This window comes from Kribbella qitaiheensis, from assembly GCF_014217565.1.
Lineage (GTDB): Bacteria > Actinomycetota > Actinomycetes > Propionibacteriales > Kribbellaceae > Kribbella > Kribbella qitaiheensis_A.
Window position 1 is genome coordinate 4,298,134 of the sequence record NZ_CP043661.1, and the last position, 26,436, is coordinate 4,324,569.

A 26,436-nucleotide genomic window follows, 5' to 3' on the forward strand; every position below is an offset into this window, starting at 1 on the left:
ATGCCCCTGATCCTGCACATCGATTCCGATCGATGGCGCGACCACCTCCGTTCCACGTGGAACCCCGACATCGTCCCGGTCGCCAAGGGAAACGGGTACGGCGTCGGCAACCCGCGGCTGATCGCCGAGTCGCGGGCGCTCGGTGCCCGGACCATCGCGGTCGGCACCTACAACGAGGTGCCGCCGGACTCCAAGGACGACGTGGTGGTGCTCACGCCGTGGCGGCCGTTCCTGGAGGTACCGCAGGGGAAGAACGTCATCCACACCGTCAGCCGGCTGGCCGACCTGGTCTCGATCCCGGCCGGCAGCCGGGTACTGATCGAGGTCCAGACCTCGATGCGCCGGCACGGTATCGGTGCCCGCGAACTGCGGCACACGATGCTGCTGAACGCGCTCGACCGGATCCGGTTCGAGGGCTGGTCCCTGCATTTCCCGATGGGTGCGGGCGGTACGTCCGCGAACGTCCGGGAGGCGCAGGACCTCGCCAAGGCGGCCCGCGCGGTCCGGCCCGGTGCCATCTGGGTGTCGCACGTCCCGGCCCAGAAGCTGGCCGACATCGGCGACGACGTGAAGCTCAGGATGGGGACGGCGCTGTGGCTCGGCGACCGGGGCGCCTTCGATGTCCGGGCGACGGTGCTCGACGTTCATTCCGTCCGCCGTGGCGAGCGGGTCGGCTACCGGCAGCGCCGGGTCACCGGGGACGGTCACATCCTGGTGGTCTCGGGCGGGACCGCGCACGGTGTCGGCCTGGAGGCCCCGACCGCGGCGGCCACCGTCCGGCAGCGCGCGATCGCGATGGCGAAGGGCAGCCTGGACGCCGCGGGACTGGCATTGTCGCCATTCACGATAGAGGGCAAGCAACGCTGGTTCGCCGAGCCGCCGCACATGCAGGCCAGCATGCTGTTCCTGCCGGCCTCGGTCGCTCCGCCGGCTGTCGGCGACGACGTCGGCGTCGACGTCCGCTACACCACCACCACGTTCGACAAGGTGTCGATGGACTGACCCGCTTGACTTCAGGTGGACCTGAGGTTGCACCTTGGCTGTATGGCTGAACCGAGCTTTCTGGACCGGATCGAGCAGACGCCCGGCGCGACAGCGCTGCGGGCCGAGTCGTACCGGCTGCTGGGACTCTCGCCGGGCGATGCGGTGGTCGACGTCGGGTGCGGCGCGGGACATGCGGTGGCCGAGCTGGCCGCCGCCCACCTGAAGGCGATCGGCGTCGATCCGGACCCGGCTGCCATCGCCGTCGCCCGGGCACGTAGTACGAATGCGATGTTTCACGTGGCACGGTCGGACGAGCTGCCGCTGGAGGACGAGTCGGTCGACGGCTACCGGGCCGCCCGGCTCTTCCACCTGCTCGCCGATCCGCTGCCGACCCTCGCCGAGGCCCGGCGCGTACTACGCCCTGGCGGCCGGATCGTGCTGGTCGGCCAGGACTACGGGTTCATCCTCATCGACGGCACCGATCAGGACTTGACCGACGTCGTCCTGCTCGGCCTCGAATCCCGTACGCCGGCTCCGCGAGCAGCCAGAAGCTATCGGGACCTGCTCCTCGACCAGGGCTTCCGCGACCCCGAGGTCGTCGTCCACAACGAGGTCATGACCGACTACACCCAACTCGCGAAGCAACTCCAGGCGGCAGCGGCGGCCGCGGTCGAGAAAGCCCTGATCACTCAGCAGGACGCCGACGACTGGCTCGCCGACCAAACCGAGCGCGGCCGCAACGACCGCTTCCTGGCGGTCCTGCCGATCCTGCTGGTCGCCGCGACCCGTTGAGCGCAATCCGTACTGCGGCGACCGCGCCGGCCGAGAGCCGGGTCGGCCTCGTGCTCCCGCAAGGGCACCCGGCCGGCCGGCAGCCAGGCGTTTCGTCGAACTGGTCAGCTCTGCTTGAGACCGCCCTGCCAGCGGACGGTCGGGAGCAGCGCGGTCAGGTCAACCCGGTCCTTGTTGGCGGCAACGATGTCGAAGAGTGACTCGATCAGCGTGTCCGACAGCAGGTGCGGCTGGAGACCGAGGCCGATCAGGCCGGTGTGCTTGACGTTGTAGTAATGCTCGGGCTGCTCCACCCGCGGGTTGTCGAGGTGCTCGACCTGGACCGGGGCCGGGGAAGCACTCGCCGACGATCTTGGCGATCTCACCGACCGAGTAACTCTCGGTCATCTGGTTGAAGACCCGGAACTCGCCGGCGTCGGCGGGATTCTCGACCGCGAGCCGGATGCACTCGACCGTGTCCCGGATGTCCAGCAGCCCGCGGGTCTGGCCGCCCGCGCCGTACACGGTCAGTGCCTCGCCGAGGACCGCCTGGATGACGAATCTGTTCAGCACCGTGCCGAACACCGCGTCGTAGTCCAGCCTGGTCGCGAGTCTGGGGTCGCGCGCGGTCTGCGGCGTCTGCTGCCCGTAGACGATGCCCTGGTTGAGGTCGGTCACCCGCAGTCCCCAGACCCGGCAACCGAACTCCAGGTTGTGCGAGTCGTGCACCTTGCTCAGGTGGTAGAACGACCCGGGCTTCTTCGGATAGAGCATCCGGTCGGTCCGGCCGTTGTGCTCGACCTCCAGCCAGCCTTCCTCGATGTCGATGTTCGGCGTGCCGTACTCGCCCATGGTGCCGAGCTTGACGACGTGGATCGACGGATCGATCTCGGCCACGGCGTACATCAGGTTCAGCGTGCCGATCACGTTGTTCTGCTGGGTGTAGACGGCGTGCTGCCGGTCGATCATCGAGTACGGCGCGGCCCGCTGCTCGGCGAAGTGCACGATCGCCTCGGGCCGGAACTCGGTCAGCACCCGGTAGAGGAAGTCGGCGTCGAGCAGGTCGCCGGTGTACGCCGCGATGCTCTGGCCCGAGACCTCTTGCCAGGCGGCGATCCGGGTGTCCAGGTCCTCGATCGGAACCAGGCTCTGAACCCCGAGTTCCTGGTCGTAGCCGCGCCGGGCGAAGTTGTCCAGCACCGCCGTCTGATGGCCGGTGTCGGACAGATGCAGCGCGGTCGGCCACCCTAGGTAACCGTCACCACCTAGGACGAGAACTCGCACGAGGGGACTCCTTTACGGCGGAAAAATCATGTCTTGCTCCCCTGTTTACCCATCCCGAGCCCTGATCAGCTGAGTGAAGACTGTCAATTTCCTGTGAATCGGCGCACCTGTTTCCTTCGACGATGCACAATGGGGGCCGTGCGGGTCCTACTTCGCTACTCAGCGTCATCAGTTGTTGCCACCGCGATCAGTCAGCTGGCGTTCTTCCTCTGCTACTGGGTCGGTACTTCGGCGACCGCGGCGGCCGTGATCGCCTTCGCCGCCGGCGCCGTGCCGAACTACCTGCTGAACCGGCGCTGGGCGTGGGGCCGGACCGGCCCGGCCCACCCGACCCGCGAATTGTTGCCCTATGTCCTGATCACGATCGGGTCGGCCTTCGTGATCACGTTCCTGACCACCGTCGCCGACGACTGGATCCGGAACGTGATCGACGCGCACTCGGCGCGGACGCTGCTGGCCGGCACCGCCTACCTGGCCGCCAACGGCTTCACGTTCATCCTGAAGTTCGTGCTGTTCGACCGGTACGTGTTCGCCAGGCCGGTCGACGCCGAAGTACGTACTCACGCCACCAGGTAGTCGTCATCACCCGCGCGTAGTTCGCGCCGTACACCAGCCCGGGACCCTTCTTGCTCGTGCCGTCGCCACGGCGCCGCATGGTCATCGGCAGCTCCACCACCCGCGCTCCGCTCGCCAGTACTCCGAGCAGCAGCTCCGACGACTGGTACTGCGGCTCACGCAGTGTGACCGAGCATGCCAGCGCGGCCCGCATCGCCCGGAACCCGAACGACGTGTCGGTCAGCTTCCGCCGGGTCAGGACCGACGCGAGTACGGCGAAGACCCGTACGCCGAGCCAGCGCAACTTGCTGTCGGCATCTTCTTTGCCGAGACGGCGCGACCCGGTGACGAAGTCGGCCTGCCCGTCCAGGATCGGCTGCAGCAACACGTCCAGCTCACTGTTGTCGTACTGCCCGTCCGCATCCGTTGTCACCACGTATTGCGCTCCGCCCTGCGCAGCCAGCTGGTAGCCAAGCCTGAGCGCAGCGCCCTGACCACGATTGGCAGGCGCCTCGCAGACGAAGGCCCCGTACGCCGCGGCCACCTCCGCCGTGTTGTCAGAGGCACCATCCACCACCACCAGTACGTCGAGCGGCAGCCCTGCACCTGTCTTCGGCATGTTCTGCAGCACCGAACCGATCCCGTCGGCCTCGTTGTAGGCGGCAATCACCACGACCAGCGGTGCGAAGCTAGCTGCGCCGTGAACCTTGCGGAAGTTCTCCACAGCCTCGGAGTCGACCTTGTCGGGGTAGGTGGCCAGTGGAGGCCTCGCCTGGTCCCGGCCGAGGATGGCCGTCAGCCCGATCGCCCCGGCGAGCGGGAAGAGCACCAGCCCCGGCAGCTGGTACCGCCAGGAGAACTCGAAGGCGGCGGACCCCAGTAGCAACACGATCCCGGAAGCTGCAGGCAGCAGTGCCGCAGCGCGGAGCCTGGATTGTCTGGCCCGGCCGAGTCCGGCAGCGGCAGCCAGACCGATCAAGGCCGCGATCCCCAACGCCAAGCCGGAGGTGTAGCCGCCGTTCAGCTGGTAGGCGCGCAGGATCTCCGCCGCGCCTTTGTGCACGCGCGGCGAAGACCCGCCGTACTCCCGAGCCGCGTCGGCGGTGTTCTGGTCGCTCCCGTTCGGATAGGTCAGCTGGAACTGCCACCGATCGAGCGGTACGTCGTCCGGCGAGGTGGTCCGGGTCGGCGCGAAGCCCTTGAGGAAGTCCTTCAGGGCCGCCTTGGTCACGTCCAGCGGCTGGTGCTGGATCACCAACCTGGCGAACTTCGTCGCGAGCTCTTGCTTGGTCGTGCCCGGCGGCAACGGCTGCGGTGGCCAGTTCGGGTCGCCGTAGTGGTTGTGGGCGTACTTGTCGACGCCCAGTCGCTGTCCGAGCGGCTCGACCGGGCAGAACAACTTGGTACCCGCATCGAGCGGCAACTTGGAGCAGTCCGCGACCACGGCGGTCCGGCCGTAGAGCACCTGGTTCTCTGCGCCGGTGAAACCCCACCGGCCGGTCTCCGAGTGGAAGTAGCCGACATAGCCGGCGAAGACCAGCAGGAATCCGGCGATGGCAGCGCCAGTACGCAGTACGAGCCTGGTCTTGTGGTGACGCCAGGCAGAGCCGGCCACGACGAGGTACAGCACCACGCCGAGCAGCAGAGTCATGCCGATCGCGCGTACGGCGAAGGCGGCCCCTAGCAGCAGGCCGACCATGCCTGCCCGCTCCCAGCCGGGCACGCCTCGGCCTAGAAGCAACCAGAGAATGCCGACGAGCAGTACGTCGAACGTGGTCTCGGCCATGATGTTCTGCTCGATCTGGACCTGGTAGGCGTCGAGCAGGACCGGAGCGGCGGCCACTGCGGCCAACCAGCGATAGACCCCGAGCCGCCGGGCAAGTGCGTAGAGCGCGATGCCCAGGCAGAGCCCGACCAGGTGCTGCACGATCACCACGAAGGCCAAGCCGCCCAGGTCGACCAGCGGGCGCAGTACGAGGTCGTAGCCGATCGGGTTGAGCTGATCCGGCTTCAGCTCCTCCATGTTCGCCAGGTAGTGCACGGAGTCTGTGTAGATGATCGCGGGGCGGTAGGCGATCGTTGCAAGTACCCGAAGCAGCGTGCCCACCACCAGGAAGATGGTGAGCAGCCAGTGCTTACGCAGTACCTGCGTCATTATTGGCGAAAGTACTGCCACGTTCGTGCCAGGGCCGTCGGTCAGCGACACACTCGGCCGGTAGCCCAACGACTCGGCACTGGCCGACACGTCGACCACCACTGCCGGCATCTCCCCCGCAGGAGCGTCCACGTGCTCGGCCGGGATCGCAGTACCGGTCACTGCTCGTACGGCGTCGACCAGCTCGAGCACGGAGACCGAGTTGCCCGAGCCGACGATCGCCCGGCCGCTGTAGCCGGTCTCCAGCGCCAGCAGGATCGCTCCGACAACGTCGTCCACGTAGACGAGGTCCCGTCGCTGCAGGCCATCGCCGTAGACCCGTACGCCGGAGCCCGTGAGCGCCGCGCGCATCAGGCGCGGCACGAAGCTGTCCTTGTGCGACATGCCCGGCCCGTAGACGTTGGTGAAGCGCAGTGCCGCAGTACTGAGGCCGTAGCTACCCGAGTACGCCGAGAGCAGCATCTCCCCCGCCGCCTTCGTCGCGCCGTACGGCGTGAGGGGGCGCAGCGGCAGGTCGGCGGTGATCGTCGATGCGCCGACATCACCGACGACGGCATTGGTGGAGGCGAGCACGAACGAGCCGACGCCGCTGCCGCGGGACAGCTCCAGGAGCACCTGGGTGATCGTGACGTTCTCGGCGAAGGTCCGCATCGGGGCGTCGACGGAACGGAGTACGGAGGTCAGTGCGGCGAGATGGACCACGGCCCGGGGTCGCGTCTCGAAGGCCGAGATACAGACCTCCTGTTCGGCGAGATCGCCGGTGATCACCGTGACGCCGTCGTCCCAACCGGGGTCCGGCTGCTCCCGGTCGACGGCCGTCACCGGGACGTCCCGTTCCCGCAGCGCGGCCACGACCGCACGCCCGATGAAGCCGGAGGCTCCGGTGACCAGCACCCTGTCCGCATCCATGCGAGTCAACCTACCGCCGGGCGCCCAACGCGCCGCCGCGGGGAACCGTCCGCGACGAACCCTTGACCAGGGGTGATCATGATGGGCAGGATCACCCCGGACGCGGGCTGACAACCTTGTCATCGGGGCCGCGTATCCATCGGCGATCGGCGCTGCCGCGTGCCGGTCTTCCTGTTCTAGGAGCGTAGATGAATCTCCGCCGCCCTCTGGGGCTCGTCACGTCTCTCGGCCTTGTTGTGACAATGACTGCCATGACGTCAGCGAGCGCCTCCGTGCCCACCGAGTCCCAGGCCGCCGGCCAGCCGGTCGCCACCGGCTCCATCGCGATCGGGTCCTCCTTCTTCACTTCCTTCGAGCCGGGCCAGCCGCAGCCCGGCTACACCGATGCGGTCGAGACCGGACCGGACGGGAAACCCCGGACCGGCGGTGTCGAAGGCCCGACGCCGACCGGGATCGGCGGCAGCGAGATGGACAAGGTCACCAAGGTCGAAGCGAGCGGCGAGAACACCGGAGGCGGTGAGATCGCGACGAACGTGGCCGACGGCGACAAGTTCACCAAGTGGCTGGTGTTCGAGCCGACCGGCTGGCTGACCTACCGGACGTCCGCGCCGGTGACGATCAAGAAGTACGCGCTGACCTCGGCGAACGACGCCGACGGCCGGGACCCGAAGAACTGGACCGTGTCCGGCTCGAACGACGGGACGACCTGGTCCACTCTGGACACCCGGACGGACGAGAGCTTCGAGTCCCGGTTCCAGACCAAGGAGTACACGTTCGACAACGCCACGGCGTACACGTTCTACAAGCTCGACATCACCGCGAACCACGGCGAGAACATCGTCCAGCTCGCCGACTGGTACCTGTCCAACGGCGCGCCGCTGCCGCCACCCGGCGAGGTCGCCGAGTCGCGGCTCGACTCCGGCCCGACCAGCGCCTACAACGCCCGCGCCCGGACCGGTTTTACCGGGGTGAAGTCCTTCCGGTACGCCGGGCACCAGACCGCCGAGGGTCGCGGCTACACGTGGAACAAGATCGCCGACGTGGATCTCAAGGTCGGCAAGGACACCCGGCTGGGCTACAAGATCTTCCCCGAGCACGTCGAGGGTGATCTGAGCTACCCGAGCACCTACGCGGCGGTGGACCTGGCGTTCACCGACGGCACCTACCTGAGCGATCTGAAGGCCAAGGACAACCACGGCTTCCCGCTCAGCCCGCGCGGGCAGGGCGAGGCGAAGGGCCTGTCCACGAACCAGTGGAACAACATCGACGCCGATCTCGGCAAGGTCGCCGCGGGCAAGACGATCGCGCGGATCCTGGTCGGGTACGACAAGCCGTCCGGACCGGCCGACTTCCGCGGCTGGATCGACGACGTGCGGATCGCAAATGGCACAGTCGACCCTGCCTTTAGTGACACAGCGGCCCAGAAGACGGCGAAGAAGCACCCGTCGGACCTGGCGATCACCACTCGCGGGACGAACTCGACCGGCGGGTTCTCCCGGGGCAACAACTTCCCGGCGACCGCCGTACCGCACGGCTTCAACTTCTGGACCCCGGTCACGAACGCCGGCTCGACGTCCTGGCTGTACGACTACGCCAAGGGCAACAACGACCAGAACAAGCCGGAGATCCAGGCATTCTCGATCAGCCACGAGCCGAGTCCGTGGATGGGTGACCGGCAGACCTTCCAGGTGATGCCGTCCACGGCCGACACCCCGACGGCCGACCGGGACGCCCGGGCCTGGGCGTTAAGCCATGACAACGAGATCGCCCGGCCGTACTACTACGGCGTCACCTTCGACAACGGCAACGCCGTCGAGATGGCACCGACCGACCATGCCGCGATGCTGCGGTTCTCCTTCCCGGCGGGCAAGTCGTCGCTGATCTTCGACAACGCCAGCAACCTCGGCGGGTTGACGCTCGACGCGGCGACCGGTGTGGTGACCGGCTACACCGACATCAAGTCCGGCCTGTCCACCGGCGCCGGCCGCCTGTTCGTGTACGGCGTGGTCGACCAGAAAGTGGTTGCCTCCGGCAAGCTTGCGGACGGTGGCGGCGCGAACGTCGGCGGCTACTTCTCCTTCGACCCGTCGGTGAAGCAGGTCCAGCTGCGGATGGCGACCTCGCTGCTCGGTACCGCGCAGGCGAAGAAGAACCTCGAGCTGGAACTCGGCGCGAGCAGCAAGTTCGACAAGGTGAAGGCGGCGGCCCAGGACGCCTGGGACGGCAAGCTCAGCACCATCGAGGTCGAGGGTGCCACCGCGGACCAGCTGCACACCATGTACTCGAACCTCTACCGGCTGTTCCTCTACCCGAACAACGGCTCGGAGAACACCGGTACGGCGAGGAAGCCGGTGATCACCTACGCCTCGCCGACCTCACCGAAGGTCGGTGCGGACACCCCGACGGCGACCGGCTCCAAGATCGTGGCCGGCCAGACCTATGTGAACAACGGGTTCTGGGACACCTACCGGACCGTCTGGCCGGCGTACTCGCTGTTCTCGCAGGACGACGCGGCCGCGCTGGTGAACGGATTCGTCCAGCAGTACAAGGACGGCGGCTGGATCTCGCGCTGGTCCTCGCCGGGCTACGCCAACCTGATGGTCGGCACCAGCTCGGACGTGGCCTTCGCCGATGCCTACCTCAAGGGGATCAAGGGCATCGACGTCCAGGCGGCGTACGACGCTGCGCTCAAGAACGCAGCGGCCCGGCCGCCGACAGACAACGTCGGTCGCAAGGGGCTGGACCGGTCGGTGTTCAACGGCTACACGGCCAACACCACCGGTGAGGGCTACAGCTGGTCGATGGACGGCTACATCAACGACTTCGGCATCGCGAACATGTCGAAGGCCCTGTACGACAAGGCGAAGAAGAGCGACCCGCGCAAGCAGGAGTACCTGGACAACTACAACTACTACCTGAACCGCGCCCGCAACTACGTCACGCTGTTCGACCCGGCGCTGAACTTCTTCCAGGGCAAGGACGAGCAGGGCGTCTGGGGCAACTCGCCGTCGACGTTCGACCCGCAGGACTGGGGTCACGACTACACCGAGACGAACGCGTGGAACATGGCGTTCTCCGCTCCGCAGGACGGCGCCGGCCTGGCCGCCCTGTACGGCGGTCGCGACGGTCTGGCGAAGAAGCTCGACGAGTTCTTCAGCACTCCTGAAGACGCGTTGCACACCGGCGGTTACGGCGGCACGATCCACGAGATGCTCGAGGCTCGCGACGTCCGGATGGGCCAGTACGGCCACTCGAACCAGCCGTCGCACCACATCGCCTACATGTACGACTTCGCCGGTCAGCCGTCTAAGACGCAAGAGAAGGTGCGCGAGATCCTCGACCGGCTCTACCTCGGCTCGGAGATCGGCCAGGGCTACCCCGGCGACGAGGACAACGGCGAGATGTCGTCCTGGTACCTGTTCAGCATGCTCGGGTTCTACCCGCTCCAGGTGGGCTCCCCGACGTACGCGATCGGTGCGCCGCTGTTCACCAAGGCGACGATCCGGCTGGCCGACGGCAAGAAGCTGGTGGTCAGCGCGCCGAAGAACAGCGCGAAGAACCTGTACGTGAAGGGCGTCAAGGTCAACGGCAAGAACTGGACCTCGACCGCGCTGCCGCACTCGCTGATCGCGGACGGCGGCAAAATCGAGTTCGACATGACCGACAAGCCGTCGGCCTGGGGCAGCGGCCGCAACGACGCTCCCCCGTCGATCACGAAGCCGGGCGAGGACCCGATGACGTGGCGCGACTCGACCGAGGACGAGGGCGCTGTCACCGCGTCCGGTGGTGCCGACGTCGCCGCACTGACCGACAACGACTCGAAGACCCAGGTCACGCTGACCGGGGCGACTCCGACCGTGACGGTCAACCTGACGACCGGCCGGCCGGTCACGATGTACAGCCTGACCAGCGGAAACACCGGTACTGCGCCGTCGGCATGGGCGCTGGAGGGCTCGAACGACGGGACCAGCTGGACGCAGGTGGACAAGCGGACCGCCCAGACCTGGGCCTTCCCGGCGTACACCAGGTCGTTCAGCGTGGCCTCGCCGAAGGCGTTCACGCGGTACCGGCTGGTGCTGACTCCGGCCGCCGGGGCTGACGGGGTGACGTTGTCCGAGCTCGAGCTGCTCGGCACTCTGAAGGGCGTCGAGGCCGGGACGCACCCGAGCGACAAGCGGGTGGCAGAGACCAAGCCGAGCCCGACCCCGTCGCAGTCGATCGACCGCAACTTCGGCTGAGCCGAAAACGGCGGCCACCAGAACCTGGTGGCCGCCGCCTGCCTCGCGGGCAAGACTTCCGGCGGAACCTGCCCCTGAGAGGTTCCGCCGGACGTTTGTTCCCGTCGATCAGAAAGAAATGGAGGGGTGGCGACCCCGCCCGGCCTGCCACCCCTTCACACCGTACTGACGACCGAGCCCCCGGATAGGTTGCCTAGGGCCAAATCTGTCCACATCATGGACAGGTACGCCTGGCAACCGAGGTCTCCTCAACCGGTCCAGCGGCCGATGAAGAACGCGGCGGCCCAGACGGCGGCGAGGGGGATCGCCACGGCCAGGTACAGCCGGCCGAGCCATGGTCTTCGTTCGACCAGGACGGCGAGGCCGATCCACAACGGCCACCAGAGCAGCGTCGCCCGGGTCAGCGAGTAGACCCAGAAGGAAGTAGTGAACGCGCCGACCGTCGCGGCGACCCAGGCGGCCTCGCCCCAGGACCGGCGCCAAAGCAGCCAGGCCAGCAGCACGAGTCCGACGAACAGCGCGACCAGCTCGGCGCGGAACATCCAGGTCCAGTCGCTGCGGTCGGCCGGGAAGTGGCCCTTGGTCGCGGCCTGGACCGTGTGCAGCACCGAGGTCCACGGCCAGGTGAACTCGCGCGCCCAGCCCTTCTCCTGCGCCTGTTGCCAGGCGAACCATGACCCGTGGATCTTCTTCAGGTACGCCATGAACGCGACCACCGGGAGGACCGGCAGCAGCAGCCATGGCAAGGAGGCCCAGTCGCGCTTCTTCGAGGTGAGGAACTCGACGCCGAGCGCGAAGATCAGGAAGATCCCGGACACCCGCACGGTCGACGCGAACGCGACCAGGATCGCCGCCCGCGCCCAGCGCCCCTGCCGCGCCGCCAGCCAGGCAGGGAAGGCGAAGGCACAGAACAGGGCCTCGGTGTACGGCGCGGCGAGGAAGACACCGACCGGCGCGGTGAACCAGATCAGTGCTGCCTTGGGCCCCAGGTTGGCCAGCTGGGGAAACTCGTACTGCGCCAGCCGGGCCAGGTAGATCCCGGCGACGGCGCTGGCGATCAGGGAGACCAGGATCCCGCCGCCGACGTACCCGATCCCGAGCCAGCTCGCGGCGCGCATCAGCGCCGGGAAGCCGGGGAAGAACGCCGCCAGCGGTGCGCCCGAAGGCTCACCGTGGTTGTAACCGAACTCCGCGACCGCCTTGAAGTGCCAGACGTCCCACTGCAGCCAAGCCCGCCAGACGTTCGGGTAGTCGGTGCCCCGGTTGAAGAGCAGCGGCGCCGAGATCGAGAGCACGAAGATCCCGATCCGGCTGACCAGCCACCAACCGAGCGTCTCGCGGGCGCTCAGGTCCGACAGATACCGCCGCGGGCTGACACCTTCACGAGCCCGCCGGGCCCGCCTCGGCTGCTCGTCAGCCGTCCGTTCGAACACAGCACTCACCACCCAGGCGCGGACAACCAAGAGGGCGGCTCATGCCCCCAATCGTGCCTCATAACCGCAGGACTACCCCCTACTGGCCGACGGTTCCGCCGTTAGGAGTCGGAGGACCGCCGGTGGGGATGGTGGGCAACTTCGGCGTGTGCGTCTTGGTCGGCTTACCCGTCGGGGTGTTCGTGGGCGGGTTGGTCGGGGTGTTCGTGGGCGGGTTGGTCGGGGTGTTCGTGGGCGGGTTGGTCGGCGTGTTCGTGGGCGGGTTGGTGGGCGGGTAGGTCAGAGTGTTCGTCGGCATCGGCGAATCCTTGAGCGCGTCGTCACTGGGCTGGTCGAACTCCGCCTTGTCCGAACTGCCCAGCGCCGGGTCCATGAAGGCCAGCCAGGTCCGCAGCGGCCAGTTGCCGCCGAAGAAAGCGGGGTCGTCGCTGTACGGGTCGAGGTCGCTCTCACCGGTCTTACCGGCGCGATACAGGACCGACGTCGACAGGCCCTTCGAGTCAGTGGGCGATTTATAGCCCGCCGTGTAGCCGGTCCACCAGGAGGTCAGCGTGTCCGAGCCGTCCTTGCAGCCGTCGCACTTGGTGTTGGCCGCCCGGTGTTCGACACCGACACCACCGGCGGTCCCGGTCTTGCCGGCTACCGGACGGTCCAGATCCTTCGCCAGCTTGCCGGTCCCGTTCGGGCCGTCGACCACATTCTGGAGGACGTAGTTGACCTGATCGGCGACATCTTGGGGGACGGTCTGCTTCCTCGGCAGTTTGGCGTCCGTCCAGTCCTGGGCCTTGCCCGGGTAGTCCACCTTCTTGATGGTGTGTACCGGCACGTAGAGTCCGCGGGCCGCGAAGGTCGCATAGGCGTTCGCCATCTCGACCGGGCTGGCGTACGGGTCAGGGCCGAGCACCGTCGACGGGTTGTCCTTACCCCGCTCCAAGGCGTTCGTCTTCGGGATTCCGGCGGCCTCGGCCGCCTTGACCAGCTCGGCCGGGCCGTTCTCCATCTGATTGTCGACCAGGTCGTAGAAGGCCGTGTTGATGGATTGCTCGGTGGCCTCCTTCAGCGTGACGTCGCCGAAGTCCTTGTTGAACTCGTTCTTGAGCTTGTGGCCCTGGACCTCGATCGGGCTGTCACCCTGGAAAGTGGAGTAGATGTTGAAGTCGTTCTGCAGGGCCGCGGAGACCGCGAACGGCTTGAAGGACGAGCCGGGACGGGCCCGCAGCGTTGCCCAGTTCAACTGGTTCTTGAGGTAGTCGGGGCCGCCGTACACCGCGACCAGCTCGCCGGTGCCGGGCCGCACCGAGGCCATCCCGATGTGCAGATCGCCCTTCTTCTTGGGGCGTTCGGCGATCGAGGCGTTCATCTTCTTCTGCAGATCCACGTCGAAGGTCGTGGTGATCTTCAGCCCGCCACCACTGATCTGGTCATCGGGAACACCGAGCCTGGACAGTTCCTTGCGGGCCATGTCGAGCAGGAAGCCCTGGACACCCTTGAAGCGGTTGGCCTTCGGCTTCTTGTCGAGCGGCGGTACGGCCTTGCTCCACTTCGCATAATCGGCTTCCGTGATCGTGCCAGTCTGCCGCATGCCGTCCAGCACATAGCGATAGCGGTCCAGGACGCGCTGTTTGACCGCCGGCTCGGTCGAATCGGTGTCGAACCGGGTCGGGTTGTTCAGCACGGTCGCCAGCAGGGCGGCCTCGCCGATACTCAACTTCGCAGGGTTGGACTGACTGAAGTAGGCGTCGCCCGCCGCCGCGACGCCGTACGCGCCCTCGCCGAAGTAGATGGTGTTCAGGTATCCCTCGAGGATCTCCTTCTTGTCCTTCTCGCGGCTCAGTTTGGTCGCGATGAACAGCTCGGAGAACTTCCGCGAGAAGGTCCGCTCCTGGGTCAGGTACATGATCTTCACGTACTGCTGGGTGATCGTCGAACCACCCTGCAACTGCTGGCCCCGGGCGATGTTGAACGCGGCGCGGGCCATCCCCGACGGGGAGATGCCGGGGTTGGTCCAGAAGGTCCGGTCCTCGGCGGCGATCACGGCGTCCTGGACGGTCTTCGGGATCTGGCTGAGCGGTACCGAGCGGCGGTTCTGGTCGTAGAAGCTGCCGATCGGGGTCCTGCCGTCGGAGAAGTAGACCGTCGTGGTGTTGGTCGCGAACGCCTTGTTCGGGTCCGGGATGTCGGTGGTCTGGTAGCCGATGAAGAACACGGCCGATACCGCGATCACGCCGAGGAAGAACAGCGCCGCCATCCAGCCGAGAACCCGCAGCGCCCAGTGTCGCTTCCCTCGCCGACGGACCGGGGCGGCTTTCCTACGACCTTCACTCACAGTGCAATCCTCGACGATCTCGCTGAAGTCATTGCCACCCAGAGTACGGGCGATGTGGTAGCGCTCCCTATTCCGCCAGGAATCGTAGCGCCCCCGGCGACCACCCGGCGTCATCCCTTCGGAGGAGCCGGAATTGGTCTGCGCCTCTTCGGCGGAGGTGCTCACAACGGTGGAGAAATCGGTTTCCTCGGTGCCGCTCCGCCCGTGCTGCCGAGACTACCCATCCGGCCGAGACGTTAAGCCGCCGCCGAAGCGGCTGGGGGTGACGCATTGGTCGTCTCGGCTGCTGGCCGAGCGGTTGAGGGTCGGCAACGCGACGGGGCACCAGCACGTTGTTCGCGGCCTTGGAGATCGCCACCGGCACAGTGACCGCGGCCTGCAAACCGCGGCACCGTCACCAGGAGTCCCTGACCTTCCTCAAACAGATCGATCGCTCCAACCCCGACGACGGCACCGGTCAGGAGCTGCACCTGTTGATGGACAACTACGCCACCCACAAACGGGCCGAGATCCGTGACTGGCTGGCCGCGCACCCCCGGTTCAAGGTCCACTTCACCCCCACCTCCGGGTCATGGCTGAACCTGGTCGAGGTCTGGTTCGGCATGATGGAACAACAAGCCATCCACCGCGGAACCTTCACCTCGGCCAAAGACCTCAACACCAAGATCCGCACCTTCATCACCGGCTGGAACGACCGCTGCCACCCCTTCGTCTGGACCAAGACGGCCGACCAGATCCTCAAGAAAGCGGACCGGCACCAACTTCAGAAACGACCCCCTGAGGATCTAGACTGCCTCCGTCTAACGGCGCCAAGTGAGGGGTTAGCTACATGAACAAGAGGCTAGTAACTTCCGCACGAGCTGCCGCGGTTGTCGCGGTCGCCACCACTTTCGGCTCGATTGGGATACCCGCCGCAATTGCTGACACCCCAGACGCATGTCAATACTATGGATACACGGATCTCAACCGCAGAATACTTGGCTGCGACTGGTTGGAATGGACCGGTCTGGACAGTGATCCGACGCGCTACCTGAATCAGAACGGCAGCGTGGAGATTGGCCCGGAGGCTACGTCAGCGACGGGGTGCAAGGTGACCGGGTGGGCAACTCTCAACGGTAACCCAAATTGGACGAGTCCGCGCGTGAGCAGGGACTGCAAGTGGGCACTGAATAACAGGGGCATGGGTCAATATGTGAATTTCTGGGCCGGAACAACCTCTGCAGGCTACGGGACAGGAACACTGTGTATTGATCTCTACTTCAACTCGTCGTCGTCAGGCTGGCAGCGATGCAAAGTCACAGGTATTTCAGCGGGTTAGTTGAATCACTAACTCAGCTTAGCCCAGATATTCCATAGAGCTTCGGCGTGTCGTTGGGGGTCTTTGTTTGGTGGGGTTTGGTTGTTGGTCGGGGTGGTGGCGTGGGTTGGGGCCGACTGTCGCGTCGGGTGGGCGGGGTCTGATGTCCTTGGGTGGTAGGGGCTTGGGGTGGGGGTCAGGTGGCTGGCCAGGGGGCTGTGCGGAGTCGGTCGAATGCGGTTGCGAGTTGGTGGCGTAGGGCCAGTCGGTGTCGAGTCTGAGGCGCCGGCCGCGGGCGGTGCGGACGAGAACGGCGGCGGTGTGGAGGATCTGGTAGCGGTAGGTGGCGGGTTCGGTGCGGGCGAGGGTGCCGGTGAAGCACGGTGCTTGGGACCAGGTGAGTAGGTCAGCGGCGGCCAGCGCGAGTTCGAGCCAGCAGGCGTTGGCTGTGTAGGCGTGGAAGGGCAGGTTGCGCATACCGGTGTCTTTGCCGGTGCGGATCCGGTCTTCGACCCGGGCGTGGGCGCGGTGTTCCATTCCAGGTCGGGGAGTTACTGGCAGCTTGGGGTGTCGGTGAGGAACGCGGTGAACCGGTGCCCGTCGATGTCGGTGAACGTGAGCTGTGCGCCGGGGTGGGGCCGTTCGCGGCGGACGATGACCCGGGAACCGGTCGGCCAGTTAGGCAGGTTGAGCAGCCCTGTCAGTTCGGCCACCCAGGCGCCGCGGCGGGGTTGCCCGTCGGCGTTGTAGGCCGGTAGCCAGGCGTGTTCGGGGGTTGCGAGGATCGCGTGTTGCACGTTCTCGTCGACGGAGAACCCGAGCGAGAACCCGATCCCGTGAGCCCGCAGCGCGGCAGCGAACACGTGGGTCGCTCCGGCCGAATCAGCACTGGCCGTCACCTTCGGCCCATCGGGATCGGCGGGCCTGGGCCGGGCGTGGGCGGGGTAGCGCGGCGATCGCCATGTCCAGCACCGTCACATGATCGGCGGCGGTGTTCGAGCCGGCGTTGCCTGGCCGCAGTAGCCCGGCCAGGGCTTCCCCGCCGGACACGTCGGGCCGGTCCAGGTAACACAACAGCGGGTGGAACCCGACCCCCTTCTTCCAGGTCGGTGCGGCGTTCTCCTTGTCCGAGTGCGCGGTCAGCAGGTCGCGTCGAAATGCAGCCACAGCGGTTCGGCCAGATCCGGGCCCGCACCGACAGCCCACGCCCGCTCCCGGCCTTGCGCGCGTGCCGCCCGCAACGCCTCCAGCCGGGCATCATCGACCTTGTCGACGACCCGCCAGGCGGTTGGGTCGGACACGACCAGCCCGAACAGGCGCGGCTGGTCCCGCAACGTCCGCAGATGCCGCAGTGCGTCGCCGCCGTCGGCGATCGTCACCGCCACGTCCACCAGCACCTGACCCGGTGCGTGCAGCGGCGGCAACCCGGTAAGTGTCGATCAACGCCTCGGTCCGCCCTTCACCAGACCGGTCTCGGCAGCCAGTTCCCGCAGCAGCGCGGTCCTGGCATGCGACACGATCCCCTTACCATCAGCCGACACCTTGAACCCGGCCCCGCCCTTGCTAAACTGCGCCGAGAGTGTCTTCCTGTTCGAGAACTTGGACCTTCGCAAACCCAAATTTTTCCTTACAGACAAGGCACTCGCGCCTTTCTACCTCACGTGTCGCACCAATTTCCGTGAAACGCCGAGGTTAGCCGGTGACGTTGGGTGCCAGTAGCGTCACCGCGATCAAGGCGGCGGGGAAGCAGGCCAGGAACATGGTGAAGGTGTAGCCCATGATGTCGCGGGCTTTGAGGCCGAGGATGGCCAGCGTCGGCAGCATCCAGAACGGCTGCAGGAGGTTGGCGCTGGCCTCCCCTAGGTCGTAGACCACCACCATCCAGCCCGCGTCGACCTTGAGCTCGTTGGCCGCCTGCAGGACGTACGGCGCTTCGATCACCCACTTGCTGCCGCCACTGGGCACGAAGACACCGAGGATGCACGAGTAGATCGCGACGAGCGGCGGGAAGAAGAACTGGTTGCTTGCCTGCACCAACCAGCCCGCGATCCGCGCGGACACCCCGGTATAAGCGATCATGCCGAAGATCCCGCCGTACAAGGGGAATTGGAGCAGTACGCCGGCCGCCGCCGGTGCCCCGTCACGGACTGCCCGGGCCATCCGCCACGGCCGCCAGTGCAGCAGCATCGCCAGCAGGAACAGGATCAGGTTGACCGTGTTCAGGTCGAGTGCGTTGAAGAAGCTCTTGCCGTCGAAGTACCTGACCAGGTAGATCGCGCCGAGTCCGACCACCAGCAGACTGAACAGTGGTGAGTGTTCCAGCCAGTCGCCCGGCCTTCTCGCCTCTGCGTCGACGCGCTGCCCGTTGTACGCGGAGCCTCGGCCGATCAGGGGCTTCAGCTCGATGCCGATGTCCTCGGCCGTCCTGGCGTGGTCCGCGCCGGGTGCGATGAACCACGCCATCGCCACGCCGACGGCGTACACGATCAGCGTGGCCACGATCGCCTGCCAGCTGAAGATGGTGTCGCTGAGTGGGATCAGGCCATCGGCGTGGCCGCCCGCCTTGATGACCTCCTGGACCGGAGCCGGGCTGCTGCTCGCGCTGGCGACCTGGAGAGCGGCCGAGCCGGACAAGCCCTGCGCCCAGACCGTGCCGAGACCGAGGAACGCCATCGCGCCGAGAGCGCGGTAGTCCGCCTTCGGCACGTTGCGCGCGACCTCGCGGGCCAGGATCGCGGCGAAGATCAGGCTGAAGGCCCAATTCAGGTACGACGCGACCATCGCGACCGCGGCCACGAAGGCGACCGCCGTCCGCGGCGACTTCGGGATCCGGGCCAGCCGGGTGATCAGTCGGGCGACCGGGCCGCTGGTCGCCACGGCGTACCCGCCGATGATGATCATGGCCATCTGGAGGGTGAAGGTGATCAGGCTCCAGAACCCGAGACCCCAACTGTCGATCAGGCCGTAGCCCTTGGTCGCGGCCGGGTCATCGGGACGCTTCAGCAGCGGCTCACCGGTGACGAGGCCGAACAGCAGGACGACGAAGGTGCCGACCAGGACGAACCCGAAGGCGTCCGGGAGCCACTTCTCGGTGAACGCTGTGAAGCGCAACGCCGTACGGGCCAGCGGCCCTTCGTCCTCGATGCCGTGCTTCGCGTGCTTCCCATGGCTGTCGGCCATGACCCTCCGCTCCTGGACCACGACGCTGTGTGTCAGTCGAATTAACGCAGATCGGAGCCTGACGTAACAGGTTTTGTGCTCGCGTGGCGTGGCCGAGGTGACAAAGGCCGACTTTGTCAGGAGTTGAGTGGTTTCGGTCGATCTGCCTACAGTGGCGCCACGATGTATCGAGTCGATACATCAAGTCATGACAAACTGGACCGAGGGAGGTGGGTCATGGGAAACCGCAGTGGGGTCCTCGAGCTCGCCGTACTCGGTCTGCTGCACGAAGCGCCGATGCACGGTTACGAGCTCCGCAAGCGCGTCAACGCCCAGTTCGGCTGGGGACGCGTGCTGTCTTTCGGGTCGCTCTACCCGTGTCTGAAGGCGATGCTCCGCAACGGACTGATCTCCGCCGATGCCGGTACGCCGGACGGGCGGAGGCAGAAGATCGTCTACACGATCACGGCCGACGGCAAGGACCACTTCGCGCAAGCGATGCACGACGCCGGCCCGTCGGCGTGGGAGGACGACACGTTCGGCGTCCGGTTCTCGTTCTTCGGCCGGACCGATCCGGCCACCCGGTTGCGCATCCTCGAGGGCCGCCGGACCCGGATGGAGGAACGGCTGGCCAATTTCAAGGCCGCGATGAGCCGGACCGCGGAGCGGGTCGACACCTACACCCTCGAGCTGCAACGGCACGGCCTGGAGTCGGCCGAGCGCGAGGTCCGCTGGCTGAACGAGCTGATCGACGGCGAACGCAGCCGGCAGCGGCCCCCCGAAGAGCATTCCCCGCCTGTTTCACCCCCCAATTAAGGAGTTCCAGATGACTTCGATCCGCGTAGCGATCGTCGGTGTCGGCAACTGCGCCAGCTCGCTCGTCCAGGGCGTGCACTACTACCGCGACGCGAAGCCCGACGAGCGCGTCCCCGGTCTGATGCACGTCCAGTTCGGCGACTACCACGTCCGCGACGTCGAGTTCGTCGCCGCGTTCGACGTGGACGGCAAGAAGGTCGGCCTCGACCTCGCCGACGCGATCGGCGCCAGCGAGAACAACACCATCAAGATCTGCGACGTGCCGCCGAGCGGCATCACCGTGCAGCGTGGTCATACCCTCGACGGCCTCGGCAAGTACTACCGCGAGACCATCACCGAGTCCGACGCCGCGCCGGTCGACGTCGTCGCCGCCCTTCGCGAGGCCCAGGTCGACGTCCTGGTCTGCTACCTGCCCGTCGGTTCCGAGCAGGCTGCGAAGTTCTACGCCCAGTGCGCGATCGACGCGAACGTCGCGTTCGTCAACGCGCTGCCCGTATTCATCGCCGGCACCAAGGAGTGGGCCGACAAGTTCACCGCGGCCGGTGTCCCGATCGTCGGCGACGACATCAAGTCGCAGATCGGCGCCACCATCACGCACCGCGTGCTGGCCAAGCTGTTCGAGGACCGCGGCGTCACCGTCGACCGGACCTACCAGCTGAACGTCGGCGGCAACATGGACTTCAAGAACATGCTGGAGCGCGACCGGCTGGAGTCCAAGAAGATCAGCAAGACCCAGTCCGTCACCTCGCAGCTGGTCGACAAGATCGACCCGCGCAACGTGCACATCGGCCCGTCCGACTACGTTGCCTGGCTCGACGACCGCAAGTGGGCCTTCATCCGGCTCGAGGGCCGCAACTTCGGCGACGTCCCGCTGTCGCTGGAGTACAAGCTCGAGGTCTGGGACTCGCCGAACTCGGCCGGCATCATCATCGACGCGATCCGCGCGGTGAAGATCGCCAAGGACCGCGGCATCGGCGGCCCGATCCTGTCCGCCTCGTCGTACTTCATGAAGTCGCCGCCGGAGCAGTATGCCGACGACGTCTGCCGCGACCTGGTCGAGAAGTTCATCAAGGGCGAGGTCGAGCGCTGACCGCAGTTCCCCTGCAGTTCTGCTGAGTACTCCGTACTTCGAGCGCGGAGTACTGCGGGCCTCGTGGCTTCTTGCCGCGGGGCCCGTTGCGCTTTCCTGTCGGACGGCTTCGATAGCGTCGGCGGCATGCGGTTGCATGTGGGGTGCGCGATGTGGACGCACGCGCCTTGGCAGGGCCGGTTGATCCCCCATCCGCTGCCGCCGTCGGAGCGCCTGCGCGCCTATGCGAGCTGGTGCAACGCGGTCGAGGGCAACACCACCTTCTATGCGACGCCGGCCCTGGCCACGGTGGAGAGCTGGGCCGCTCAGACCGCCGAGGACTTTCGCTTCGTGCTGAAGCTGCCGAAGACGGTCACGCATGAGCGCCGGCTGCGTGGTGCGGACGCAGAGTTGCAGAGCTTCTTCACGGCGATGGAGCCACTCGGTCCGCGCAATCACGCCTTCTGGATTCAACTGCCCGGCTCCTTCGGGCCTGCTGATCTCGGCACGCTGGCGACCTTCCTGTACCGGCTTCCTCGTTCCTATCGGTACGCCGTAGAGGTCCGGCACCCTTCGTTCTTCGACGACGAGCGCTCGGCCCGGCAACTCGAACAGGTCCTCGGTCGCGTCGGTGCCGAATGGGTGCTCTTCGACACCGTGACGCTGTTCGGCACTCCGGCGACCAGCTATGCGGAACGCGAAGCCTGGATGAAGAAGCCCCGCGTACTACGGCGGTCGCGCGCGCTCACCGATCGCCCGATCGTCCGGTACATCGGGCGGGACGATCCAGCACTCACGATGGCGGGCTGGGCGTATCTCGTCCGGGCGGTCGTTGATTGGCTGGCTGAAGGTCGCTCACCGACTGTCTTCCTGCACACGCCCGACAACGTCGATGCGCTGAAGCTGGCTCGTCGCTTCTACGACGAGGTGCGGACTTTGGTGCCTGGGCTCGCACCGCTTCCCGAGCCGCTACCGGCCGCGCCCGAGACGCTCTTCTGAGGTTTATCCACAGCACCTTTATCCACAGCCTGGAAATCCGCGGCTGACTTCGCGGTGCGGCTCCATATGTTCTCCGGCGAGTAGCCAATCCCGGGAGGACAGCGATGGAGCACGAGATCCCTGAGACCGACGAACGACGAGCGCGAGCCGACTGGCTGATCGCCGAGTTGCGCCGCCGCGCGGCAGCCAGTGAGGATCCCACCGAACGGACCGACCTGCGCCGATCCGCCGACTCCCTCGTCCGCCTGGCGACGGCGATGCGCGGATGACCGCCACCGATGAGGTCACTGCGGCGCTGCACCTCCTCAACTCAGCCCGGTACGTCGACCGGTCGGCAGGACCACCCGACTCGCTGCCCGCTCTGCTGGCGGCGCATGCCCGGGCTGCCATCCAGGTCAGCGGCGCCGACCAGACCGCCTGGAACGGCCACGTCATCGAGGCCGGCGAAGGCATCCTCGGCGTCGCCCACTGGGACGGGACGCTGCAGCTGGACCGCGAGTGCATTCTCGATCCCTTGCGAGAGCTGTACGAGTCGCCAGGTGTCAGGCAGCCGGACGAGGCTCTGATCCGTTGCCGGGAGGCACTCGTGACCGTGCTGCATGAGCAATCCCATTTCTTGGGTCCGGCCGGCGCGACCCAGGACGCGGCCAGGGCTGCGTTCCGGTTGCCCGGAGCCCGTCCCTTGGAAGAGGGCGTTGCCGAGGCGTGGGCACAGGATCATCTGAACGAGTACCTCGACCGTCTCGGCATCGAAGAGGTTGCCCCCGGCATCTCGCAGGTCCGCAGCGCACCGTCGTACCAGGCGTTCGTCCCTGCGGTCCGAGTTCTGACCACCGACCTGGACAGGCGTGCCGGCCTGCCTCGAGGCGAGACCCTCCGAGCACTCAACCGGCAGACGGCCGAGGGCCAATGGCCCTTGATCGTCGACTCCGCCTACCGATCGAGCCGTCTTCCCGACCTCGTCCCAGCCGACCGCGAACCAGCCGTCCGGCTCCGGCTCGAAACGACCCTCCGGAATTCCTTCGACTCCCTCGCCCAGTTCGAGACCGAACCCCGAGACCTCGCCGCCACCAAGTCCCTAGCCGCCGGCTACCGAAGCGTCCACCGCCTCACCGAAGAAATAGCCACCGCCGAGGCCATCTTCGAACCACCTCAGCCGCTGTCCCCCACCAGACCGACCGCAGAAACCCTCCCCCTCCGAAAGGCCCTGTCCGGCCTGGCCCCACCAACCGCGCCAGCACAACCAGCTCCAGCCCACCCCGCCGCGCGAGCGGTCACCGGCCCGCACCGCGCCTACTCGGCGGCGGTTCGCCAGGGGGTGGTGTCGAGATCCGGGTAGCGCCGGGTGATGTCGGTGAGGGTTTCCCCGGTCCAGTACGGATGGTCCGAGGCCGGGAAAGCCGAAGAGCTCTAGTTGACGGGGAGTTGCACGATGAACGAACTCGTACCAGCCCAACTCATAACTGCGACCGCCGGACTGCTCCGCGTCGTACAGGCGGGGGTTGTCATCCGGCGAGACGAAGTCGCCGCTGCCGCCGCTGCGTGGGTAGAAGTTCGGATTCATCGGCCGCTCCGCGGTGTGCTCGTCCGGCACCAGGTGCGGCGGGCCGAGTTCCTCGGGAACATCGACGAGGAAGACGAACATCTCGAGATGCTGGTAGCGATCGTCGGTGGACGGCACCAGGATCGTCTGGTTCAGGTGATCCCGATGGAGGTTCTGGTCGTACGACGCGGCGCCGGTGTACTTCGCCCACGCCTCGGCCGACGACAACCGCAGCTTCGTCTGCCCGAGCAAGGTCTCCGCAAGCTCCACGATCCTCGATGCACGGCCGGCAGGCTGAACTCGGTACTGCCGAACGGAACCGCGTCGATCCCGTCGAACTCGTCGTCCACATACCGCCCACGCCGTTCATCCGTTCCGTCGTGGAAACCCTCAGCGGTGGGGAACATCGTTCCCAGCTCACCAAGCGCCGGTGCCAACTCCTCGCCCGACAAGAACCCCGGAAGCACCACGGAACCCCCGCGTCCGCCATTCGTCCGGAACCTCCCGACTCTCCGTGGCAGCCACCTCCCGCCCCTTCATCCACCCCTCAACCGAACTACGCGAGACTTCAGCCATCGCGGCCGGACACAAGCCGCAGTGGAGTCGACAGCGACGTCGATGCCATCACGGAAGGGAGAATCTGACGGTGGAAGAGGCCGAAGGGGATCTGGCCGGAGGAGCCGAAGAGGTTCTGGCCGGGGGAAATGTCGCCGCCAGTGTGGTGCGCATCGGGGCAACGGTGCGTAAGCCCGCCATTCCCGCTACTGCTGGCATCGAAGCGGTGCTGGATCATCTGGCTCGGGTCGGCTTCGAGAGTGCCCCACGCACGCTGGGGAGAGATGGTCGGGGCCGACATGTTGTGGAGTACGTCCCCGGGACGCTTGCCGACACGCTGCCGCCGTTCACCATGAGCGAGTTGCGTCGGCTCGGCAAAGTAGTCCGCGAACTGCATGAGGCGATGGCGAGCTTTCGCCCGCCCGCGGAGGTGGCCTGGGATGTCGTGATCCCGGATCCCACCGGCGGTCGGCTCATCTGTCACAACGACCTGGCACCCTGGAATCTGGTGATCGACGGCGATCGCTGGGTCTTCATCGACTGGGACGGTGCCGGTCCGGGGTCGGCGCCGTGGGACCTCGGGTACGTCGCCCACGGCTTCGTACCCTTCCGAGCGGACGGCGATCCGGCCACGGACGCTCCCAGGTTGCGCGCGCTGGTGGACGGATACGGCCTGGACAGTGAGGAACGCCGGGCCTTTCCCGCTCTGATCGAAGCCCACACGCGTGGGATGTACGACCTGCTCAGGCGTGGGTCGCAGACCGGACAGGAACCCTGGGCCCGTCTGTACGCGGAGGGACATGGCGATCATTGGGGTCCGACCGCGGACTACATCAAGGCCCACCACAAGTCTTGGATCGCTGCCTTGCAGTGAATCGATGAGCTCGGGTGGCAGATAGTTCTGAGGAACGAGGTGCCCGTACGGTGCCGGCACTGCCGTCGATTGTGAGCAGGTCCCCATCCTGCACGCTGCTGAGGATGGTTGGGACGCCGAGGACTGCGGGGATTCGGCGTTCGCGCGCGACGATCGCGGCGTGGGAGAGGCGACCGCCCGTCTCCGTCACTACGCCCGCGATCACGGTAAACAAGGCGGTCCACGCTGGATCCGTGTAGCGGCAGATCAGGATGTCGCCTACGGCAACCTTCGCGAAGTCCTCGGGGCCGTTGACTACGCGCGCTGGTCCGGTGGCAATTCCTGGGCTTCCGCCGGTTCCCCGTAGTAGTAGACCGGCGGCTCCCGCTAGTACTAGGTCTGACCTACCAGCCGCTGCCACCAGCGACTCGGCAGCACCACCTCTCCGCTCGACAGCGTCACCTTTGGACGGATCGTCGATCTGCTGCCCGAGCGTCTTCTGCGGGCTCGTTGCCAGGGCTGCGGTTATCGGTCGGGCCTGCAGGAGCCAGAACTGGTCGCCCTCGACGGCGAACTCGATGTCTTGGGGGCCGCCCAGGTAGTGCGCCACGTCTTCGCCGAGCTTCCTCAACCGCACCACCTGGTCGTCGCTGAGGCAAGCACGCCGACGAGCTTCGGCCGGTACCTCGGTGGTGGTCGTTCCTTCCGGGCTCCGGTCGATCCGGGTTCGCTTGTCACCCAAACGCCGTTCGAGTACGCCGTCCGCGCTCGCCACGTACTCGTCGGGTGTCACCGAGCCTTGGACCACGCTCTCCCCCAGTCCCCACGAGGCCTCGATCACCGATACCTGTCCCGACGCGGAGTGGACGCTGTTGCCGGGGCTGGCTGTGAAGAGGACCCCGGCAACGTCCGCATCGATGTGGCGCTGGATGAGAACGGCAGTCGCAGGAGTAGTAGGTGTCGGCGCATCGGTTCCTGGTGCGGCAGCGAACGTGTGGCGGTAGCGGACGGCTCGTGTGGTCCAGAGGGAGGACCAGGTGGCCAGGAGTTTGGTGGCTACGGCGGCGGGGCCGTGGATGGCTAGGTAGGTGTCATGTTGGCCGGCGGCTGAGGCGTGCGGGGTGTCCTCGGTGGTGGCGGACGAGCGGACGGCTACGGGGAGGTCGCCGAGGGAGCTCAAGGCGTTGGCGAGCTCCGACAGGAGTTGTGGTGGGAAGGCTTGGGACTCGATCAGGCGGCGGACCTCGTCGGGGCCGCGCTGGGCAAGAACCGTGGGGATGTCCAGGTGGGCGACGGTCGATTCGTAGCTGGCGATCGGAACAACGAAGCCGGGCGGGACCGGGAAACCGGCAGTGGCGAGTCGGCCGAGGGTTGCGGCTTTGGCGCCGGCGTTCTGTGGGGTCGCGTCCAGGAGGCTGATGAGCAAGGTGCACTCCTTCGCGGTCGGGGGTGGTGCCGGTGGCGGTCCGCGACCGGCTCCGAGGAGGCGG

16 protein-coding genes and 2 pseudogenes are annotated in these 26,436 nt (G+C 66.8%); 11 read left to right on the top strand and 7 right to left on the bottom strand.

The window, feature by feature from the left end:
* Together F1D05_RS20290 and F1D05_RS20295 are read left to right on the top strand one after the other, a co-directional pair.
* Positions 1 to 1,002 (top strand): alanine racemase, encoded by a 1,002-nt coding sequence (locus tag F1D05_RS20290; protein WP_185441755.1) that lies wholly within the window; start codon positions 1 to 3, stop codon positions 1,000 to 1,002.
* A 42-nt stretch (positions 1,003 to 1,044) separates the two neighbouring features.
* Positions 1,045 to 1,776 carry a methyltransferase domain-containing protein gene (locus tag F1D05_RS20295; RefSeq protein ID WP_185441756.1) on the top strand — a complete coding sequence of 244 codons (732 nt, stop codon included), beginning with the start codon at positions 1,045 to 1,047 and terminating at the stop codon, positions 1,774 to 1,776.
* Positions 1,777 to 1,935: 159 nt separating this feature from the next.
* Here F1D05_RS20295 and F1D05_RS20300 read toward each other — a convergent pair whose 3' ends face one another.
* Complete coding sequence (locus F1D05_RS20300; RefSeq protein WP_206685777.1) at positions 1,936 to 3,039, bottom strand: NAD-dependent epimerase/dehydratase family protein; 1,104 nt, start codon at positions 3,037 to 3,039, stop codon at positions 1,936 to 1,938.
* Positions 3,040 to 3,177: 138 nt separating this feature from the next.
* On the opposite strand from F1D05_RS20300, the gene F1D05_RS20305 reads away from it, so the two are divergent.
* A complete protein-coding gene (locus F1D05_RS20305; RefSeq protein ID WP_185441757.1) occupies positions 3,178 to 3,615 on the top strand; it encodes a GtrA family protein in 438 nt (145 codons plus the stop codon).
* On the opposite strand, the gene F1D05_RS20310 is transcribed toward F1D05_RS20305, so the two are convergent.
* A complete protein-coding gene (locus F1D05_RS20310; protein WP_219732952.1) occupies positions 3,533 to 6,658 on the bottom strand; it encodes an NAD-dependent epimerase/dehydratase family protein in 3,126 nt (1,041 codons plus the stop codon). The two genes, F1D05_RS20305 and F1D05_RS20310, sit on opposite strands and share 83 nt — an antisense overlap.
* A gap of 251 nt (positions 6,659 to 6,909) precedes the next feature.
* Here F1D05_RS20310 and F1D05_RS20320 point away from each other — a divergent pair, with 251 nt between their 5' ends.
* Positions 6,910 to 10,896 carry a GH92 family glycosyl hydrolase gene (locus F1D05_RS20320; protein WP_246485799.1) on the top strand — a complete coding sequence of 1,329 codons (3,987 nt, stop codon included), beginning with the start codon at positions 6,910 to 6,912 and terminating at the stop codon, positions 10,894 to 10,896.
* A gap of 248 nt (positions 10,897 to 11,144) precedes the next feature.
* Here the strand turns inward: F1D05_RS20320 and F1D05_RS20325 are convergent, their stop codons facing one another.
* Positions 11,145 to 12,329, bottom strand: coding sequence for a mannosyltransferase family protein (locus tag F1D05_RS20325; RefSeq protein WP_185441760.1), 1,185 nt, complete (start codon positions 12,327 to 12,329; stop codon positions 11,145 to 11,147).
* A 79-nt stretch (positions 12,330 to 12,408) separates the two neighbouring features.
* Entirely contained in the window at positions 12,409 to 14,655 is a 2,247-nt protein-coding gene (locus F1D05_RS20330) for a transglycosylase domain-containing protein (protein WP_185441761.1), read from the bottom strand.
* 314 nt (positions 14,656 to 14,969) lie between these two features.
* Between F1D05_RS20330 and F1D05_RS20335 the strand changes: the two are divergent.
* Positions 14,970 to 15,488: pseudogene (locus F1D05_RS20335) on the top strand (IS630 family transposase); the annotation flags it as partial.
* A 660-nt stretch (positions 15,489 to 16,148) separates the two neighbouring features.
* On the opposite strand, the pseudogene F1D05_RS20340 reads toward F1D05_RS20335, so the two are convergent.
* Positions 16,149 to 17,493, bottom strand: a pseudogene (locus F1D05_RS20340) (IS1380 family transposase).
* A 151-nt stretch (positions 17,494 to 17,644) separates the two neighbouring features.
* A complete protein-coding gene (locus F1D05_RS20345) occupies positions 17,645 to 19,132 on the bottom strand; it encodes a short-chain fatty acid transporter (protein ID WP_185441762.1) in 1,488 nt (495 codons plus the stop codon).
* A gap of 216 nt (positions 19,133 to 19,348) precedes the next feature.
* Here F1D05_RS20345 and F1D05_RS20350 point away from each other — a divergent pair, with 216 nt between their 5' ends.
* From F1D05_RS20350 to F1D05_RS20375, 6 genes are all read left to right on the top strand, one after another.
* On the top strand, positions 19,349 to 19,927 hold the full coding sequence (locus F1D05_RS20350) for a PadR family transcriptional regulator (RefSeq protein WP_185441763.1): 579 nt from the start codon (positions 19,349 to 19,351) through the stop codon (positions 19,925 to 19,927).
* A 10-nt stretch (positions 19,928 to 19,937) separates the two neighbouring features.
* Positions 19,938 to 21,017: an inositol-3-phosphate synthase gene (locus tag F1D05_RS20355; protein ID WP_185441764.1), complete on the top strand. Its 1,080-nt coding sequence runs from the start codon at positions 19,938 to 19,940 to the stop codon at positions 21,015 to 21,017.
* A 126-nt stretch (positions 21,018 to 21,143) separates the two neighbouring features.
* On the top strand, positions 21,144 to 21,995 hold the full coding sequence (locus F1D05_RS20360; RefSeq protein ID WP_185441765.1) for a DUF72 domain-containing protein: 852 nt from the start codon (positions 21,144 to 21,146) through the stop codon (positions 21,993 to 21,995).
* A 104-nt stretch (positions 21,996 to 22,099) separates the two neighbouring features.
* Positions 22,100 to 22,264 carry a hypothetical protein gene (locus tag F1D05_RS20365; RefSeq protein WP_185441766.1) on the top strand — a complete coding sequence of 55 codons (165 nt, stop codon included), beginning with the start codon at positions 22,100 to 22,102 and terminating at the stop codon, positions 22,262 to 22,264.
* Positions 22,261 to 23,334 (top strand): hypothetical protein, encoded by a 1,074-nt coding sequence (locus F1D05_RS20370; protein ID WP_185441767.1) that lies wholly within the window; start codon positions 22,261 to 22,263, stop codon positions 23,332 to 23,334. Before F1D05_RS20365 ends, F1D05_RS20370 begins: the two co-directional genes overlap by 4 nt.
* Positions 23,335 to 24,184: 850 nt before the next feature.
* Positions 24,185 to 24,967, top strand: a complete 783-nt coding sequence (locus tag F1D05_RS20375; protein WP_206685779.1) for a phosphotransferase enzyme family protein — start codon at positions 24,185 to 24,187, stop codon at positions 24,965 to 24,967.
* Here the strand turns inward: F1D05_RS20375 and F1D05_RS40515 are convergent.
* Entirely contained in the window at positions 24,927 to 26,372 is a 1,446-nt protein-coding gene (locus F1D05_RS40515) for a PEP/pyruvate-binding domain-containing protein (protein ID WP_246485800.1), read from the bottom strand. The two genes, F1D05_RS20375 and F1D05_RS40515, sit on opposite strands and share 41 nt — an antisense overlap.
* Positions 26,373 to 26,436 lie beyond the last annotated feature (64 nt).

What these genes read in the sequence shown, in the direction of transcription:
- F1D05_RS20290 (WP_185441755.1), top strand. Translation starts at nt 1, where the DNA reads ATGCCCCTGATCCTGCACATCGATTCCGATCGATGGCGCGACCACCTC.
- F1D05_RS20295 (WP_185441756.1), top strand. Translation starts at nt 1,045, where the DNA reads ATGGCTGAACCGAGCTTTCTGGACCGGATCGAGCAGACGCCCGGCGCG.
- F1D05_RS20310 (WP_219732952.1), bottom strand. Translation starts at nt 6,658, where the DNA reads ATGGATGCGGACAGGGTGCTGGTCACCGGAGCCTCCGGCTTCATCGGG.
- F1D05_RS20320 (WP_246485799.1), top strand. Translation starts at nt 6,910, where the DNA reads ATGACGTCAGCGAGCGCCTCCGTGCCCACCGAGTCCCAGGCCGCCGGC.
- F1D05_RS20345 (WP_185441762.1), bottom strand. Translation starts at nt 19,132, where the DNA reads ATGGCCGACAGCCATGGGAAGCACGCGAAGCACGGCATCGAGGACGAA.
- F1D05_RS20350 (WP_185441763.1), top strand. Translation starts at nt 19,349, where the DNA reads ATGGGAAACCGCAGTGGGGTCCTCGAGCTCGCCGTACTCGGTCTGCTG.
- F1D05_RS20355 (WP_185441764.1), top strand. Translation starts at nt 19,938, where the DNA reads ATGACTTCGATCCGCGTAGCGATCGTCGGTGTCGGCAACTGCGCCAGC.
- F1D05_RS20360 (WP_185441765.1), top strand. Translation starts at nt 21,144, where the DNA reads ATGCGGTTGCATGTGGGGTGCGCGATGTGGACGCACGCGCCTTGGCAG.
- F1D05_RS20365 (WP_185441766.1), top strand. Translation starts at nt 22,100, where the DNA reads ATGGAGCACGAGATCCCTGAGACCGACGAACGACGAGCGCGAGCCGAC.
- F1D05_RS20370 (WP_185441767.1), top strand. Translation starts at nt 22,261, where the DNA reads ATGACCGCCACCGATGAGGTCACTGCGGCGCTGCACCTCCTCAACTCA.